This window comes from Nocardiopsis sp. LDBS0036 (assembly GCF_041228755.1).
In the GTDB taxonomy this organism is placed as follows: Bacteria; Actinomycetota; Actinomycetes; order Streptosporangiales; family Streptosporangiaceae; genus Nocardiopsis; species Nocardiopsis dassonvillei.
Genome location: NZ_CP141103.1, coordinates 1,137,104 through 1,153,017 on the forward strand (window position 1 = coordinate 1,137,104; position 15,914 = coordinate 1,153,017).

General features: G+C 74.6%; 11 protein-coding genes. 9 read left to right on the plus strand and 2 right to left on the minus strand.

Translation table 11 applies throughout. From position 1 onward, the window contains the following. Window positions 1-158 precede the first annotated feature (158 nt). Together UIS43_RS04770 and UIS43_RS04775 are read left to right on the plus strand one after the other, a co-directional pair. Window positions 159-1,124, plus strand: coding sequence for an alpha/beta hydrolase (locus tag UIS43_RS04770; RefSeq protein WP_013153249.1), 966 nt, complete (start codon window positions 159-161; stop codon window positions 1,122-1,124). A gap of 20 nt (window positions 1,125-1,144) precedes the next feature. Further along, window positions 1,145-2,113: a helix-turn-helix domain-containing protein gene (locus tag UIS43_RS04775; protein WP_013153250.1), complete on the plus strand. Its 969-nt coding sequence runs from the start codon at window positions 1,145-1,147 to the stop codon at window positions 2,111-2,113. A 155-nt stretch (window positions 2,114-2,268) separates the two neighbouring features. On the opposite strand, the gene UIS43_RS04780 is transcribed toward UIS43_RS04775, so the two are convergent. Together UIS43_RS04780 and UIS43_RS04785 are read right to left on the minus strand one after the other, a co-directional pair. Beyond that, window positions 2,269-2,970 carry a pentapeptide repeat-containing protein gene (locus tag UIS43_RS04780; protein ID WP_358169097.1) on the minus strand — a complete coding sequence of 234 codons (702 nt, stop codon included), beginning with the start codon at window positions 2,968-2,970 and terminating at the stop codon, window positions 2,269-2,271. Window positions 2,971-3,089: 119 nt separating this feature from the next. Continuing rightward, window positions 3,090-4,652 (minus strand): PucR family transcriptional regulator, encoded by a 1,563-nt coding sequence (locus UIS43_RS04785; protein ID WP_013153252.1) that lies wholly within the window; start codon window positions 4,650-4,652, stop codon window positions 3,090-3,092. 265 nt (window positions 4,653-4,917) lie between these two features. Here UIS43_RS04785 and UIS43_RS04790 point away from each other — a divergent pair, with 265 nt between their 5' ends. From UIS43_RS04790 to UIS43_RS04820, 7 genes are all read left to right on the plus strand, one after another. After that, the gene (locus UIS43_RS04790; RefSeq protein ID WP_013153253.1) at window positions 4,918-5,787 is read left to right on the plus strand and encodes a xanthine dehydrogenase family protein subunit M; all 870 of its coding nucleotides are present in this window, start codon (window positions 4,918-4,920) and stop codon (window positions 5,785-5,787) included. Next, window positions 5,778-6,281 carry a (2Fe-2S)-binding protein gene (locus UIS43_RS04795; RefSeq protein ID WP_019607128.1) on the plus strand — a complete coding sequence of 168 codons (504 nt, stop codon included), beginning with the start codon at window positions 5,778-5,780 and terminating at the stop codon, window positions 6,279-6,281. The genes UIS43_RS04790 and UIS43_RS04795 overlap by 10 nt, the downstream gene beginning before the upstream one ends. Beyond that, window positions 6,278-7,639 carry an 8-oxoguanine deaminase gene (locus tag UIS43_RS04800; RefSeq protein ID WP_013153255.1) on the plus strand — a complete coding sequence of 454 codons (1,362 nt, stop codon included), beginning with the start codon at window positions 6,278-6,280 and terminating at the stop codon, window positions 7,637-7,639. The genes UIS43_RS04795 and UIS43_RS04800 overlap by 4 nt, the downstream gene beginning before the upstream one ends. Next, the gene (locus tag UIS43_RS04805) at window positions 7,639-10,071 is read left to right on the plus strand and encodes a xanthine dehydrogenase family protein molybdopterin-binding subunit (protein WP_370012580.1); all 2,433 of its coding nucleotides are present in this window, start codon (window positions 7,639-7,641) and stop codon (window positions 10,069-10,071) included. Before UIS43_RS04800 ends, UIS43_RS04805 begins: the two co-directional genes overlap by 1 nt. Window positions 10,072-10,270: 199 nt before the next feature. Then, window positions 10,271-11,713 (plus strand): NCS2 family permease, encoded by a 1,443-nt coding sequence (locus UIS43_RS04810; RefSeq protein WP_071622142.1) that lies wholly within the window; start codon window positions 10,271-10,273, stop codon window positions 11,711-11,713. A 213-nt stretch (window positions 11,714-11,926) separates the two neighbouring features. Further along, the gene (locus tag UIS43_RS04815; RefSeq protein WP_117199219.1) at window positions 11,927-14,575 is read left to right on the plus strand and encodes a molybdopterin-dependent oxidoreductase; all 2,649 of its coding nucleotides are present in this window, start codon (window positions 11,927-11,929) and stop codon (window positions 14,573-14,575) included. Beyond that, complete coding sequence (locus UIS43_RS04820; protein ID WP_013153259.1) at window positions 14,572-15,561, plus strand: xanthine dehydrogenase family protein subunit M; 990 nt, start codon at window positions 14,572-14,574, stop codon at window positions 15,559-15,561. Before UIS43_RS04815 ends, UIS43_RS04820 begins: the two co-directional genes overlap by 4 nt. The last annotated feature ends 353 nt before the right edge of the window (window positions 15,562-15,914 follow it).

Below are 15,914 nucleotides of genomic sequence, written 5' to 3' on the forward strand. Positions count from 1 at the left end.
GCACGAGGTTGTCGTCGGGGACAGCCGGGGCGGACCAGGAACACCACCGCAGCACACCCCGCCGTGTGGCGGCACACACCCGCCACACGGCACTGCCCCACACCCACACCCGCCCCCGACAATGGTGACGCACGACACACCACCAACGGAAGGCACCCGTGACCACACCACCCCGCCCCGCACTCGACCCCGAACTCGCCGCCGCCCTCACCCTCCTCGGCGACGAGATCACCCCCTCCATCACCCCCGACATGATCCCCTCCCTACGCCAACGACGAGCCCACCTCCTGCCCACCGACACCACCCTCCACCCCGCCTACACCGAAACCCCACACCACGCCCCCAGCCACGACCACACCCCCATCCCCCTCATCCACTGGCACCCCACCCACACCACCGCCCCCACCGGCGCCCTCTACTGGATCCACGGCGGCGGCATGATCATGGGCTCCCACCGCGGCACCGAGATCCCCGGCCTCCTCGAAACCGCCCACGAACTCGACCTCGCCCTCATCTCGGTCGACTACCGCCTGGCCCCCGAACACCCCCACCCCACCCCCGTCGAGGACTGCTACGCGGGCCTGACCTGGATCACCGACAACGCCACCGACCTCGGCCTGGACCCCACACGCATCGTCATCGGCGGAGGCAGCGCGGGCGGCGGCCTCGCCGCCGCCACCACCCTGCTCGCCCGCGACCGCGGCGGCCCCGCCCTCCAGGGACAACTGCTCATCTGCCCCATGCTCGACGACCGCAACGACACCGTCTCCTCCCACCAGATGGCCGGAACCGGCGTATGGGACCGCACCTCCAACGCCACCGGCTGGACCGCCCTGCTCGGCACCCACGCGGGCGGCCCCGACGTCTCCCCCCACGCCGCGCCCGCCCGCGCCCAGGACCTGTCCGGACTACCCCCCGCCTTCCTGGACGTGGGCTCCGCCGAGACCTTCCGCGACGAGGTCGTCGACTACGCCTCCCGCATCTGGCAGGCGGGCGGATCAGCCGAACTGCACGTGTGGCCCGGCGGCTTCCACGGCTTCGACGGCATCGCCCCCCAGGCCGCCCTCAGCCGCAGCGCCCGCGCCCAACGCCTGCCCTGGCTGCGCCGGATCACCGGAGCCTGAACCCGGGGCACCATGAAGGCATGAGAGAGCTCCTGGGCAGGATCTCCGCGCTGGACCCCGAAGCGGGCGCCGCCGTCAAGGTCATCGCCTACTTCGACGAACTCACCGGAGCCGGAGTCGAACCCGTCATCCGCGGCGCCGCCGTCCTGACCGGCGTCCCCGCCGGGTTCACCCACCCCGGACGCGGCCTCGCGCTGCGCGCCGACCCCGCCGGAGAGGTCCGGCGCACCGCCGCCGACCCCGACCCCTCCTGGCACTCGATCCGGGTCGGCGGCGGCGTGCTGTGGCTGGAACGCGCCACCGCCGGCCCCGGCCCGGTGGAGGCGATGGTCCTCGAACGCGCGGCCGCCGCCCTGCGCGCCCGGCTCGAACACGCCCCGCCCCCGGCGGGCGGACGCACAGCCCTGGCCCGGGCCCTGGTCGACGCCGACCTGCCCGAGGAGCAGCGCGCCCGGGCCGCCCGCCGGTACGGGCTCGCCCCGGGGTCCCGGGCCCGCGCGGTGGCCGACCACGGCGGCGGCGTGCGCGTCCTGGCCGCCGAGGAGCCCCCGGGCGCGCGGCGGGCGGGGGTGGGACCGGCCGTGGAGGCGCTGGACCTGCCCTCCTCCTGGCACGACGCCCGCAAGGCGCTGCGCTTCACCGCCCGGGGCACCGGCGCCGACCCGGGCCCGCGCGTGGTGTTCGCCGAGGAGTTGGGCGGGCTGCTGCTCCTGGCCGACACCGTGCGGCCCGGCGGCGAACCGGTGCCGGACGTCGCGGCCCTGGAACGGGTGGCACGCGAGGCCCCGCCGCTGCTGGCGGTCCTGGACGCGGTGGCCTCCTCCCCCAGTCTGCGGGCGGCGGCCCGGGCGCAGGGCCAGCACCACTCCACGCTCCAGGAAGGCCTGGGGCGGGCCGAACGCCTGCTGGGCTGGCCGGTGCGCGAGGTGTCGGGGCGGCTGCGCCTCCAGGTGGCACTGGCCCTGCGCCGGTTGTACTGCAATCTCTGATTGTCGTTCTTGTTTTTCCCCCAGTTGAGATAAGTGAAGGAAACAGGCACCTTTACGACGTAGATTCAAATATTCGGCCGACCCCTCACCGCGGTTCGGAGCACCTTGCGTCACGCCAGCCACGCTTTCGGTCAGCGCACCTTTGGCGAACGCTCCTACTCCATGACGGTGATGCCCAGGGCGGCCAGGATGGCGCCCGCCTGCACCGGACTGATGCCGGCCCCCCGCAGGTATCCGGCCTGCTCCAGGGTGGGCTCCCCCAGATCGGCGCCGCGCAGGTCGGCCCCCGCCAGCTTGACGTTGACCAGGTTCGCGCCGCGCAGCCGCGAGTCCCTCCACACCGTCTCACGCAGATCCGCGCTGGCCAGGTCGGCCTCGTCCATGCGCAGCCCCTCCAGGGTCTGCCCGCGCAGCACCAGGCCCTTGCAGCGGGCCAGCATGAGGTTGCAGTGCGCGAAGGTGTAGCCGATCCCCCGGAGCGAGTTCAGCGCGGCCCCGGTCATCCGGCAGCCGGTGAAGGCGGTGTCGGTGAGCAGGGCGCCCTGCCAGCGGGTGTTGGCCAGGTCTACCCGCTCGAACCTGGTCTCGGTGCACTCGGCGTGCGGGAACGCCGCCCCCGAGGCACTGCCCCCGGTGAACACCGCGCCCTCCAGGACGGCCCGCTCCAGGCGGGCCCCGTCCAGGCGGCAGTCGCGGAAGACGGCGTCGACCAGGTCGGCGTCGCGCAGGTCCGCCTCGGTCAGGTCGCAGCGGGTGAACACGCGCGGTGCGTCCAGGGGCCGGGACAGCTGGTCGCGCAGGTCGGCGCCGTTCAGATCGGCGTCGGTGGTCTCGGGGAGAAGGAGGTCGGTACTCATCGCCAGCACCCTAGCGGTGACCCGTGACACGCGTGCTCCGGCGCGCCCGTCCCCCGACGCGGGCCGCCCGGTGCGCGTCGCTCCCCTCCCCCGCCCAGCGGCCCCTCCCCCGGCCGGAGTCAGTCCCGGAGCTTGAGCGCCAGGAACAGGTCCACCCGGTGCTCCAGGCTGCTCAGATCCCGTCCGGTCAGCTCCTCCACGCGGCCGATCCGGTACCGCAGCGTGTTGACGTGCACGTGCATCGTGGCGGCGCAGCGCTGCCAGGACCCCGAGTGGGCCAGGAACTGCTCCAGGGTCCGCACCAGCTCCGAGCGGTGGTCGCGGTCGTAGGCCAGCAGCGGGCCCAGCAGCCGCTCGCGGTAGGAGGACTGCACCTCCTCGGGGACCGAGGCCAGCAGCAGTTCGTGGGAGTCGATCTCGGCTCCGGCGATCACCCGGGACCGGCCGCCGCGCAGCTCGGCCAGGCGGCGGGCGTGGCGGGCCTCCACGGCGGCGCCGCGCAGGTCGGGCACGCCCCGCACCGCCGAACTGAGGCCGATGGCCAGCCGGTGGTCGAGCAGGCCGCCCTCCAGGACGCGGGCGCGGTGCAGCAGCGCGGAGCGGACCTCCTCGGCGCGTGCGCGGGCGTCGGTCCCGGCCACCGGGACGACGGCCAGGGCGTCCTCGTCGCCGGTGACGACGGCGCCGGGGCGGTCGGCGACCAGTTCCAAGAGCACGCGCCGGGCCAGGTCGGGCACGCGCGGCTCGGGCAGCATGACGGCGCTGACCACGACGTGGCTGCCCTGGCCGCCGGTCGGGTCGGTGCCGCGCAGGAGTTCGGTGACCTCGTCGAAGCGCTGGGCGGCCAGCAGCCGGGGCAGTCCCTCCAGGTGGCGGGCGTCGGTCAGGGCGCGCTCCTCGGCGCGGCTGCGGGCGAGCCCGGCGATGGAGACGAGTTCGGCCACCGACTCGTGCTCCTCCTCGGTCCAGGAGGCGTGGTCGCCCTCGCAGACCACCAGCCAGGTGGCCAGGGGGTGGGACTCGCGGGCCTGGACGGGCAGGAGCGTGAGGGCGCGGTCCTCCCGCTGGGGGGTGCGGACGGTGTGGGGCAGGGCGGGGCCGGTCAGGGCGCGGGCGGCGATCCACCCGCGCTCGTCCTCGGGCAGGGGCCCGCCGGAGGCGGCGATGTGGCGGCCGGTGCAGGACAGGACCCAGGCGGCCCGCCCGGTCTGCGCGGCGGCCTCGGCGAAGGCCCGGGGGAAGTCGGCCCCGGCGGCGACGTCGGCCATGAGGCGGCGGTGGCGGTCGCGGGTCTCGGCGATGGTGGTGAAGCGGTGCTGGGTCAGGGAGCGCAGCACCTCCTCGGTGACCGCGCCGAAGGAGGTCTCCGGGGGCACCTCCACCAGGGGCAGGTCGTGCTCGCGGCAGGCCTCCACCAGATCGGCGGGGACCTCGCCCAGGGCGGTCCCGGCGCCGACGGCGACCGCCCCGGCCCCGGCGACGGAGGCCACGAAGGTGCGCGAGTCCTCGGGGCGGGTGCGCCACATCATCCCGGTGAGGACGAACTCGCCGCCGCGCAGGTAGCGTGCGGGTTCGAGCAGGTCGGTGGTGTAGGCCCACCGCAGGGTGCGGTGCGCGTGCTCGGCCCCCGACAGGAATCTCAGGTGCAGCCGTGTGACCGCGAGCAGCTCGCTGATCCGCATGAACGTCCCTCTGTCGCTCGTGTGGGCGGCGGGCGCCCGGGGTGGTGAGGCGGTGGATGTTACTCCGGTGACGCCACTTGTAGGAAACGCCCAACGATAACCGTTCGTTCCGCGGCCACTTCATGTCATCACTTGCTGGTAGTGACCGCGCTCCCAGTGGTGTACTTCACAGCATCGGCGATACCCACCAGGGAAGACGCGACCGACAGACCGCGCCGGGCCGCGAGCGAGCGGCGGCACGACCATGGCGACAAGAGGACCGAGCATGGAGTTCCTGAGCCCCTCCACACTGGAGGAGGCCCTTGAGGCGAAGAGCGCCCTGCCCGAGGCGGTGCCCATCATGGGCGGTACCGACGTGATGGTGGAGCTCAACTTCGACAAGAGGCGGCCGCCCGCCCTGATCGACCTGACCCGGATCCCGGAACTGGCCGACTTCGGACCGGACGGGGAGCACACCCGCCTGGGCGCGGGCGTGTCCTACACCAAGGTGATCGAGCACCTGTCGGAGCGGGCCCCCGCCCTGGCCAGGGCCTCGCGTTCGGTGGCCTCCCCGCAGATCCGCAACCGCGGCACCGTGGGCGGCAACCTGGGCGGCGCCTCTCCGGCCGGGGAGTCCCACCCGCCGCTGCTGGCCACCGACGCGGTCATCGAGCTGGCGTCGGTGCGGGGCAGGCGCCGGGTGCCCGCCCGCGAGTTCTACCTGTCGCTGCGCACGACCGCGCGCCGGGCCGACGAACTGATCACGGCGGTGCTGCTGCCCGAGCCGACCGGCCCCCAGCAGTTCGCCAAGATCGGCACGCGCAACGCGATGGTCATCGCGGTGACCTCCTTCTCCCTGGCCCTGGACACCGAGCGCCGGGTGGTGGGGACGGGCGTGGGCTCGGCCGGCCCCACGCCGCTGCGCGCGGAGGCCGCCGAGAAGTTCCTGGCGGCGGAGTTCGACTGGGAGGACGGCCGCCCGCTCGCGGAGCCGGTCGTGCGCGAGTTCGGCGCGCTGGTGGCCGCGGCCGCCCGCCCCATCGACGACCAGCGGGGCAGCGCCGAGTACCGCAGGCACGCGCTGTCGGTGATGGCGCGCCGCGCACTGAGCTGGTCGGTCACCGACTACCGGAAGGGAGCCACGCGATGCGCGTGAGTTTCAGGGTCAACGGCGAGGACGTCACCGCCGACGACGTGTGGGCGGGCGAGAGCCTGCTGTACGTGCTGCGTGAGCGGCTGGGGCTGCCGGGCAGCAAGAACGCCTGCGAGCAGGGCGAGTGCGGCTCGTGCACGGTCTACTTCGACGGCGTGACGGCGTGTTCGTGCATGATCGCCGCCGGGCAGGCGCAGGGGCGCGAGGTGCGCACCGTGGAGGGCCTGTCCGGGGGCGAGGGGGCCGAGCGCGAGCTGGGCACGGTGCAGGAGGCCTTCGTGGAGGCGGGCGCGGTGCAGTGCGGGTTCTGCACGCCGGGTCTGCTGGTGCAGACCGACGACCTGCTGGAGCGCACGGTGGGCGCGGGGCTGCCCGCTCCGGAGGACGCCGAGATCCGTGAGGCGCTGGCGGGCAACCTGTGCCGGTGCACCGGGTACGAGAAGATCCTCGACGCGGTGCGTCTGGCCGCCTCGCGGCGGATCGGGAGCGGCACGTGAACGCGGCGGAGGGCTTCGTCATCGAGGGCGCCCACGTGGTGACCGTGGACGGCGCGGAGTACGCCGACGGCCACGTGGCGGTGCGCGCGGGTCGCATCTCGGCGGTGGGCGCGGGACCGGCCCCCGGGGCCGAGGGGCTCCAGCGCGTGGACGGGCGCGGGTGCCTGGTCACGCCGGGTCTGGTCAACACGCACAACCACCTCTACCAGTGGGCGACGCAGGGGCTGTTCGCCGACGGCACGCTCTTCGAGTGGCTGGTGGGCTCCTACGAGATCTGGGGCCGTCTGGACGCCGACGTGGTGTCGGGGACGACCTCGGCCGGTCTGGCCCACCTGGCGCTGTCGGGGTGCACGACCGCCTCCGACCACCACTACGTCCATCCTTCGGGCCGCGGCGACGTCGTGGCCGCCGAGGTGGAGGCCGCCCGCGAGGTGGGCGTGCGCCTGGACCTGGCCCGCGGGTCGATGGACCGGGGGCGGAGCCAGGGCGGTCTGCCGCCGGACGCCGTGGTGGAGTCGCTGGATCAGGCCCTGGCGGGCACCGCCGAGGCCGTCGACGCCCACCACGACACCGCGCCCGACGCGATGACGCGGGTGGCGGTGGCCCCGTGCTCGCCGTTCTCGGTCTCGCGCGAGCTGATGGTGGAGAGCGCGGCGCTGGCCCGGGACCGGGGGGTGCGGCTGCACACCCACCTGGCCGAGACGCTCGACGAGGAGGAGCAGTGCCTGGAGGAGTTCGGGTGCACCCCCGTGGAGTACGCCGAGAAGCTCGGCTGGCTGGGCCCTGACGTGTGGTTCGCGCACGCCGTGCACCTGTCGGACGCGGCGATCGGGCGGATCGCGGCCACGGGCACCGGGGTGGCGCACTGCCCCACCTCCAACGCCCGCCTGGGCGCGGGGATCTGCCGGGTGCCCGAGCTGCTGGAGGCGGGCGTGCCGGTGGGTCTGGGCGTGGACGGCCCGGCCTCCAGCGAGCTGACGCCGCTGGCCGGTGAGATGCACCAGGCGCTGTTGATGGCCCGCGCCCGCAGGGGCCCCAAGGCGCTCAGCGCCCGCCAGGCGCTGGAGATGGCCACCCTGGGCGGCGCCCGGGTACTGGGCCGCGACGCCGAGCTGGGCTCCCTGGCGGTGGGCAAGCTGGCCGACATCGCCCTGTGGCGGGTGGACGGGTTCGGCTACGACGTGATCGGGGACCCGGTGGTGGCGGCGGTCTTCGGCCCCACCCCGCCCCTGGAGCGGCTCTGGGTCGGCGGGAACACCGTCGTCGACCGCGGTGAGCTGCGCACCCTGTCCGCGGAGACCGCCGCCGCGCGCGGCCGTGCGGCGCACCGCACCCTGACCCAGGAGGTGAGCCGCTGATGGCGGCGACGACCCGTACCGTGACGGAGCTGAGCAGCACGACCAGGGACGGGGTGGGCTCCAGCCCGCGCCGCCCCGACGGAACCCTGAAGGTCACCGGCGAGTTCGCCTACTCCTCGGACATGTGGATGGAGGACATGCTGTGGGGGGCGACCCTGCGCAGCCCCCACCCGCACGCCGAGATCCGCGGCATCGACGTCACCGAGGCGCTGAAGGTGCCCGGGGTGCACGCGGTGCTCACCCACGAGGACGTGCCCGGGAACAAGCGCTACGGGCTGGAGTACCAGGACCAGCCGGTGCTGGCCTTCGGCAAGGTGCGCTACAAGGGCGAGGCGGTGGCGATCGTGGCCGCCGACCACCCCGAGACCGCCCGGCGGGCGATGGAGCGCGTCCGCGTGGACTACGCGGTGCTGGAGCCGATCAGCGACCCCCGGCGGGCCGCGCTGGACCTCGACTGCCCGCCGGTGCACGAGCCGGGCACGGTCCCCGACCACCCCGAGTACAACCCGCGCGGCAACCGGCTGCGCTACCAGCCGGTGCGCACCGGCGCGTTCGCCGCCGTGGCGGGCTCGGCCGAGCGCGAGGGCGAGGTCCTGGAGCGGCTGCGCGCCGAGGCCCACGCGGTGGTGGCCTCCGAGTACGAGGTCGGTATGCAGGACCAGGCCTTCCTGGGCCCGGAGTCGGGTATGGCCGTTCCGGCCGAGGACGGCGGGGTGGACCTGTACGTGGCCACGCAGTGGCTGCACGTGGACCAGCGCCAGATCGCCCCGGCGCTGGGGCTGCCCGAGGACAAGGTGCGGCTGACCCTGGCCGGGGTGGGCGGGGCCTTCGGCGCCCGCGAGGACCTGTCGATGCAGATCCACGCGGCCCTGCTGGCGCTGCGCACGGGCAGGCCGGTCAAGTTCGTGTACAACCGCGAGGAGTCCTTCTACGGGCACGTGCACCGGCACCCGGCCAGGATGCGCTACGAGCACGGGGCGCGCGCGGACGGCACGCTGCTCTACGCCACGGCGGAGATCATCGTGGACGGCGGCGCGTACGCGTCGGCGACCCCCGCGGTGGTGGGTGTGGCCTCCTCCCTGGGCATCGGCCCCTACGAGGTGGAGAACGCGCTGGTGGACGCCTACGGGGTGTACACCAACAACCCGCCGTGCGGCGCGATGCGCGGGTTCGGCGCGGTGCAGGCCTGCTTCGCCTACGAGTCGCAGATGGACCGGCTCGCCGAGGAGCTGGGCATGCACCCGGTGGACCTGCGGATCAGGAACGCCATGTCGCAGGGCTCGCGGATCATCACGGGCCAGGAGATCGACATGCCGCTGCCGATGGCGGAGATGCTGGAGCGCTGCCGCGCCCTGCCGATGCCGCCCGAGCGCGACGCGCTGGCCGACCCCGCCGACCAGCGCACCCTGCCGGGCGGGGTGGCGGGCACCACGCGCGGCGAGGGCGTGGTGCGCGGTGTGGGCTACGGCCTGGGGCTGAAGAACCTGTGCTTCTCGGAGGGGTTCGACGACTACTCCACCGCGCGGGTGCGACTGGAGGTCGTGGGCGGCGAGCCGGTGGTGCTGGTGCACACGGCGGCGGCCGAGGTCGGCCAGGGCCTGGTGACGGTCAAGGGGCAGATCGCCCGGACCGAACTGGGCGTGGAGAGGGTGGTCATCGCCCCCGCCGACACCCGGGTCGGCTCGGCGGGCTCCTCCTCGGCCTCGCGGCAGTCGTACATGACCGGCGGCGCGGTCATGACGGCGTGCGCGTCGGTGCGCGCCGAGGTGTTCGCGCTGGCCCGCGAGCGCGGGATCGTGCCCGAGGCGCTGCCCGACACCGACCTGTCCCTGGACGGGGGCAAGCTGGTGTCGGCCACGGTCGGCGCGCTGGTGTCCCTGGCGGACCTGCTGGGGGAGTCGGCGCGCGGCGGCACGGTGGTCGAGCACACCCGCGAGTACCACCACCGGCCCACCGAGATGCTCGACCCCAAGCTGGGCCAGGGTTCCTCTCACAACCAGTTCGGGATGTGCGTGCACCGGGCCGTGGTGGACGTGGACGTGGAGCTGGGCCTGGTGAAGGTGGTCGCGCTCGACGCGGTGCAGGACGTGGGCCGGGTGCTGCACCCCCAGCAGCTGGCGGGGCAGATCCAGGGCGGCTCCACGCAGGGACTGGGCCTGGCGCTGATGGAGGAGGTACAGGTCAAGGACGGGGAGATCCGCAACCCCTCGTTCACCGACTACCTCATCCCCACCATCCTGGACACTCCGCCGATGCGCATCGACGTGCTGGAGCGGCCCGACCCGCACGCGCCCTACGGGCTGCGTGGCGCGGGTGAGCCGCCGACGCTGTCCTCGACCCCGGCCATCGTGGCCGCGGTGCGCGCGGCCACCGGCAGGGCCCTGACCCACGCTCCGGTGCGCCCGGAGGACATCGTGGGCATCGACCTGTAGCCGCGACCGGGCGACGCGGTCCCCCGCCGCGCCGCCCCCATGAACCGCCCGCCCCGGCCTCGTCGGCGCCCCGGCACCGGGGCGGGTGCCCTACGGCAGGACGGCGCCGTCCTGCGCACACCCTCGATTGAACACGAAGAGTTACAACCCCCCTACACATGGCGATGCCCGCCATGCTCATCTCCCTCCAGGAGGGGACATGACCCGACTCAAGGACTCCGGCCCGCACACGGGGGCGCGGAAGCCCACGGCTCGATCCTGGCTCGACCGCTTCTTCTTCGTCAGCGAGCGCGGATCCACCTTCGGGCGCGAGGTCCGCGGCGGACTGACCACCTTCATGGCGATGGCCTACATCATCGTCCTGAACCCGATCATCCTCAGCGGCGTCTCCGACGTGAACGGCGACGTCCTGTCGGCGGGCCAGCTGACCACCATGACCGCCCTGTCCGCCGGGCTGGTCACGATCATGATGGGGGTGGTCGGCCGGGCGCCGATCGCCTGCGCCGCGGCCCTGGGGGTGATGGCGGTCGTGGCCTACCAGGCCGCGCCCGTGATGGCCTGGCCCGAGGTGATGGGCCTGGTCGTGTGGCAGGGCGTGGCCATCATCCTCATGGTGGTGACCGGCGTGCGGACCGCGGTGATGAACGCGCTGCCGCACGACCTCAAGATGGCCATCGGCGTGGGCATCGGCCTGTTCGTGGCCCTCATCGGGCTGGACAACGCGGGCTTCGTCAGCGCCGGGGAGGGCGGCGGCCTGCTCCAGATCGGCGCGGCCGGGGCCGGCGGCCACCTCGACGGATGGCCGATCCTGGTCTTCGTGTGCGGCCTGGTGCTGGCCAGCGTCCTGCTGGTGCGCGGGGTGCCCGGCGCGATCTTCTACGGCATCGTCGGCGCGACGGTCCTGGCGATCGCCGTGCACTACGCGGCGGGCCTGGACGCCCGGGACTGGGGCGGGGCCAGCCCCGAGCTGCCCGGCAACCCGTTCGCGGCCCCCGACTTCGGCCTGCTGCTGCGGGTGGACATGTTCGGCGCCTGGACCTCGGCCGGTGCGACCACGGCGGGCGTCATCCTGTTCACCCTGGTGCTGGCCGGGTTCTTCGACGCCCTGGGCACCATCCTGGCCATCGGCACCAAGGCCGACATCGCCGACGCCGACGGGCACATGCCCCGGGTCAACCAGATCCTGGTGACCGACGGCGCGGGCGCCGTGGCCGGGGGTCTGACCAGCTCCTCGGCGACGCTGGTGTTCGTGGAGTCCACGGCGGGGGTGAGCGAGGGCGCCCGGACCGGTCTGGCGAGCGTGGTGACGGGGCTGTTCTTCCTCGCGGCGATCTTCCTGGCCCCGGTGTTCGGCGTGGTCCCGGCGCAGGCCGCGGCGGTGGCGATGGTGCTGGTGGGCGCCATGATGATGATGCACATCAGGGAGATCGACTGGTCGGACGTCGCCGTGGCGATCCCGGCCTTCCTGACCATCGCGATGATGCCGTTCACCTTCGACATCGCCAGCGGGATCGGCATCGGGATCATCTCCTACACGCTGGTCAGGTCGGCCCAGGGGCGCGTGCGCGACGTGGGCTGGCTGATGTGGGCGCTCTCGGCCGTGTTCGCGTTCCACTTCTCCATGCACGCGCTGGGGCTTTGAGCCGGATCCGCCACGGGGAGGCCGGGCCGCCGAGGGGCGGCCCGGCCTCCCCCTTTTTTCGCCGTGGACCGGCCGGGGCCGCGCGTGCCCGGAGCAGCCACGGAGCCGCCAGGGCCGCAAGTCGCGGCCGCGCGGGGCCCGGTGGCTCGTTGACAGCGTTCGGCGCCGCCCCTAAGTTGACAATGTCAACTTCACATCGAGGGAAGCCACCCCATGAATGTTCGAGTCAACGGCGTCTCCTCCCCCGCCCCCGACTCCCCCGACACCACGGCGGCCGAGCACATCCGCGACCGCCTCGGCCTGACCGGCACCAAGATCGCCTGCGGGACCGGGGTCTGCGGCGCCTGCACCGTCCTGGTGGAGGGCGCGCCCACCGCCTCGTGCCTGCTGCCCGCCGACCGGCTGGAGGGCCGCGAGGTCACCACCGTGGAGGGCCTGGGCGGCGACCACCCCGTACAGCGCGCCTTCGCCGCCCACGACGGGATGCAGTGCGGCTACTGCACGCCCGGGTTCGTGGTGGAGGCCTCCGCCTTCGTCGACTCCTGGCGCGCCGAGCACGGCGACGTCCGCCCCGGCCGCGACCGCGTGGCCGACGCCCTGGCCGGGCACCTGTGCCGCTGCGGCGCCTACGAGGGGATCTTCGCCGCCGTGGACGCCGCCTGCGCGGGTGAGTTCGACACCGAACCCGAGCAGGCGCCGCCGCGCGCGGACGCCCTGGCCAAGGTCACCGGCCGGGCCCGCTTCAGCGCCGACCTGGCCCCCGATGGCACCTGGGAGGGGGTGATCGTGCGCTCGGCACACGCCCACGCGCGGGTGCGCGCCGTCGACCCCGGCGGAGCGCGGAGCGCGGCCGCCCGCCGCCCCGGGCCCGGACAGCCCGTGGACCCGAACCCGGTCTTCACCGACCTGCTGGGCGAGGAGCGCACGGTGCGCTACGTCGGCCAGCCCATCGCCGCCGTGGCCGCGCCCACCGCGGCCCTGGCCCGCGCCGCCGCCCGTGCCGTGCGGGTGGACTACGAACCCCTGCCCTCCGTGCTCGGTGTCGAGGAGGCGCGCGCGCAGGACGCCCCGCGTGTCTACCCCACGCGCGCCGAGCGCCAGGCCGCCCCCTCCAACGCCGAGGGCCCCGGCCTCCCGGGCCGCTGGGACGGCAACACGCGCGGTCCCACCACCGTCGGCTGGCGCGGCGCGACCGCGGTGCGGCGCCTGCGCACGGCCGCCGAACGCCGGGATCCGCGCCTGGTGGCCCAGGAGTACACCACCGCCGTGCAGGTGCACAGCCCGCTGGAACCCCACGTGTGCGTGGCCTCCTGGGACCGCGACGGCTCGCTGACCCTGCGCGCGTCCACCCAGGCGGTGTCCAAGGTCGCCCAGAAGGCCGCCGAGCGCTGGAAGCTGTCGCCCGAGCGGGTGCACGTGCTCAGCGAGTACGTCGGCGGCGGATTCGGCGCCAAGGCCGGCCTGTCGGTCGACATGGTCGCCGCGACCGAACTGTCCCGGCTGGCCCACGCCCCGGTGCGCGTGTCCTTCGACCGCGCCGAGGAGCTCACCGACGCCGGGCACCGCCCCGGAACCCGCACCCGGGTGGCGCTGCTGGCCGACGACTCCGGGGACCTGGCGGCGCTGACCGTGGACTCCCACGGTGACGGCGGCGTCTCGGTGGGCTCCACCACGGCCGTCTTCGGGCTGTTGATGTACGGGCGCTCGCCGCGCCGGGCCCGCGACTTCGACGTGGTCACCCACCGCCCGCCGGGGGCGCCCATGCGCGCCCCCGGCGGCGCCCCGATGTCCTGGGCCGTGGAGCAGGCCGTGGACACGATGGCCCACCGGCTGGGCGAGGACCCCCTGTCCCTGCGCCGCCGGTGGGACGGCAACCACAGGCGCCGGGCGCTGTACGAACGGGCCGCCGCCCTGGAGCTGTGGCGCGAGCGCCCGCGCGGTGCCCGCACCGGCCGGTTCCGGCGCGGGGTCGGCGTCGCCGCCTCCAACTGGCTCTACCTCATGGGCCCGAGCGCGAAGGTCGAGTTGTCGGTCCGCGACGGCGCGGTGGTGGTGCGCTCCGCCACCCAGGACATCGGCACCGGGATCCGCACGGTCCTGGGCGAGGTGGTCGCCGAGCGGCTGGGGATGTCCGCCGCCGACGTGCGCGTGGAGATCGGTGACAGCTCCTCGGTGCACGGCACCGGTTCCTTCGGCAGCCGCACCACCACCTCGATGGGCCCCGCCGCCGCCGACGCAGCCGACCGGCTCCGCGCCGAGCTGCGCGAACGCGAGCCGGGGGTTCCCGCCTCGGGGCCCATCCCCGAGCACGCCCTCAAGGACGCCCTGGCCGCCGCCGAGGGGGTGCGGGTGGTCGGTGAGAGGGGCCGGGACCGCCGGGGCGCGCTCACCCCGAACATGGACGACCTGGCCGTGGGCCGGGGCATGACCGGCGCCGTGCACGTGATGGAGGTGGAGGTGGACACCCTGCTGGGCCGGGTGCGCCCCACCCGCTGCTGGGCGGGGCTGGCGGTGGGCCGCGTGTACGCCGAGCGGCTGGCCCGCAACCAGGCCGAGGGCGCCGTGGTGCAGGGCGTGGGGTACGCGCTCTTCGAGGAGCGCCGACACGACCCGGTCACCGGGGTGGTGCTCACCGACAACCTGGAGGACTACCGGCTCCCGGGGATGGGCGACGTCCCCGAGACCGAGGTGCACTTCCACCAGGAGGGCTTCGAGCACGCCGCGGGCGCGGGGGTGGGCCTGGGCGAGATCTCCCTGGTGGGCGTGGCCGCGTCCGTGGCCAACGCCGTGCACGACGCCACCGGCTGGCGCCCCCTGGACCTGCCCATCCGCCCGGACCGACTGCTGGAGGGACTGCGTTGACCGCGACCACACGCCCCGCGGGGCTGGAGGAGGCCCTGACCCGGCTGGAGGGCACGGGCGCCCGTCCGCGCGCCGGGGGCACCGACCTGACGGCGTGCCTGGCCTCGGGGGTCCTGGAGCCCGCGCCCGTGGTCGACCTGACCGGGGTGCGCGAGCTGCGCGGGGTGGAGTGGCGCCCCGACGGCTCGGCCCGGGTGGGCGCGCTGACCGGCGTCGCCGAGCTGTCCGCGGACCCCGCGCTGGCGGCGGCCTATCCGGCGCTGGCGGCCACGGCGCGGGCGCTGGCCACGCCGCAGGTGCGCAACGCCGCGACGCTGGGCGGCAACCTGCTCCAGCGCAACCGGTGCTGGTACCTGCGCAACCCGGCCTTCGACTGCTTCCAGACGGGCGGGGACTCCTGCCCGGCGCGCGGGGGCGACCACCTGTACGGGGTGGTCGTGGACCGGGGCCCGTGCGCGGCCCCGCACCCGTCCTCGCTGGCGGTGGCGCTGCTGGCCCACGACGCGTCGGTGCTGGTGGCGGGCGGGGGGCGGACCGAGATGGCGGTGGCCGACCTCTACGACGCCGCCGACCCGACCCGCGACCACGTGCTGGAGCCCGGCCGGGTACTGGTGTCGGTCGGGCTGCCGGTCCCGACCGCGGGTGAGCGGTCCGCCTACCGCCGTGCCACCGGGCGCTCGCGCGCGGAGTGGCCGCTGGTGGAGGCGGTGGTACGCCTGGCCCTGGCGGACGGGGGGTCAGGGCCGGTGACCTCGGCGGCGGTGGCCGTGGGCGGGGTGGCCCGCACCCCGCTGCGGCTGCCGGAGGTGGAGGCCGCCCTGGTGGGCGCGCGTACGGGCCGGGCGCTGGACGGGGGCGTGGTCGAGGCGCTGGAGGGACTGGCCGACCTGTGCTCCCCGCTGCCCGCGACCGGGTACAAGGTGGAGCTGCTGGGCGCCACCGTGCGCGACGCCCTGGAGCGGGCCCTGGACGCCCCGGGCGACTGAGTCCCCGGACGGCTGAGGCCCCGGATCGGACGTACGGCCCCGTTCCCGCACGACGCGGGGCGGGGCCGACGCCGTGTCCGGGACACACGCTTTTCGGATACGGATCCCTTCCAGGAAGACCATCCCTGCCGCGCATTTCGCGCATAAGGGATCACCGGGGAAATCCGTCGCCCCCGACCGCGACGAACACACAGGGGGCGCACGCGTCCGATGACGGCGCACCCTCCGAGGAAAATCGCATTCCCCCCATTTTCCGGAGAACCGGGCACCTCTTCTTTTCCCTCACGACCCAGAAGGGAGAAAGGGGACAAAAATACATTTTGACTCCGCTTTCCACACCAGCAACAACAGGG

What these genes read in the sequence shown, in the direction of transcription:
- UIS43_RS04775 (WP_013153250.1), top strand. Translation starts at nt 1,145, where the DNA reads ATGAGAGAGCTCCTGGGCAGGATCTCCGCGCTGGACCCCGAAGCGGGC.
- UIS43_RS04780 (WP_358169097.1), bottom strand. Translation starts at nt 2,970, where the DNA reads ATGAGTACCGACCTCCTTCTCCCCGAGACCACCGACGCCGATCTGAAC.
- UIS43_RS04785 (WP_013153252.1), bottom strand. Translation starts at nt 4,652, where the DNA reads ATGCGGATCAGCGAGCTGCTCGCGGTCACACGGCTGCACCTGAGATTC.
- UIS43_RS04790 (WP_013153253.1), top strand. Translation starts at nt 4,918, where the DNA reads ATGGAGTTCCTGAGCCCCTCCACACTGGAGGAGGCCCTTGAGGCGAAG.
- UIS43_RS04795 (WP_019607128.1), top strand. Translation starts at nt 5,778, where the DNA reads ATGCGCGTGAGTTTCAGGGTCAACGGCGAGGACGTCACCGCCGACGAC.
- UIS43_RS04805 (WP_370012580.1), top strand. Translation starts at nt 7,639, where the DNA reads ATGGCGGCGACGACCCGTACCGTGACGGAGCTGAGCAGCACGACCAGG.
- UIS43_RS04810 (WP_071622142.1), top strand. Translation starts at nt 10,271, where the DNA reads ATGACCCGACTCAAGGACTCCGGCCCGCACACGGGGGCGCGGAAGCCC.
- UIS43_RS04815 (WP_117199219.1), top strand. Translation starts at nt 11,927, where the DNA reads ATGAATGTTCGAGTCAACGGCGTCTCCTCCCCCGCCCCCGACTCCCCC.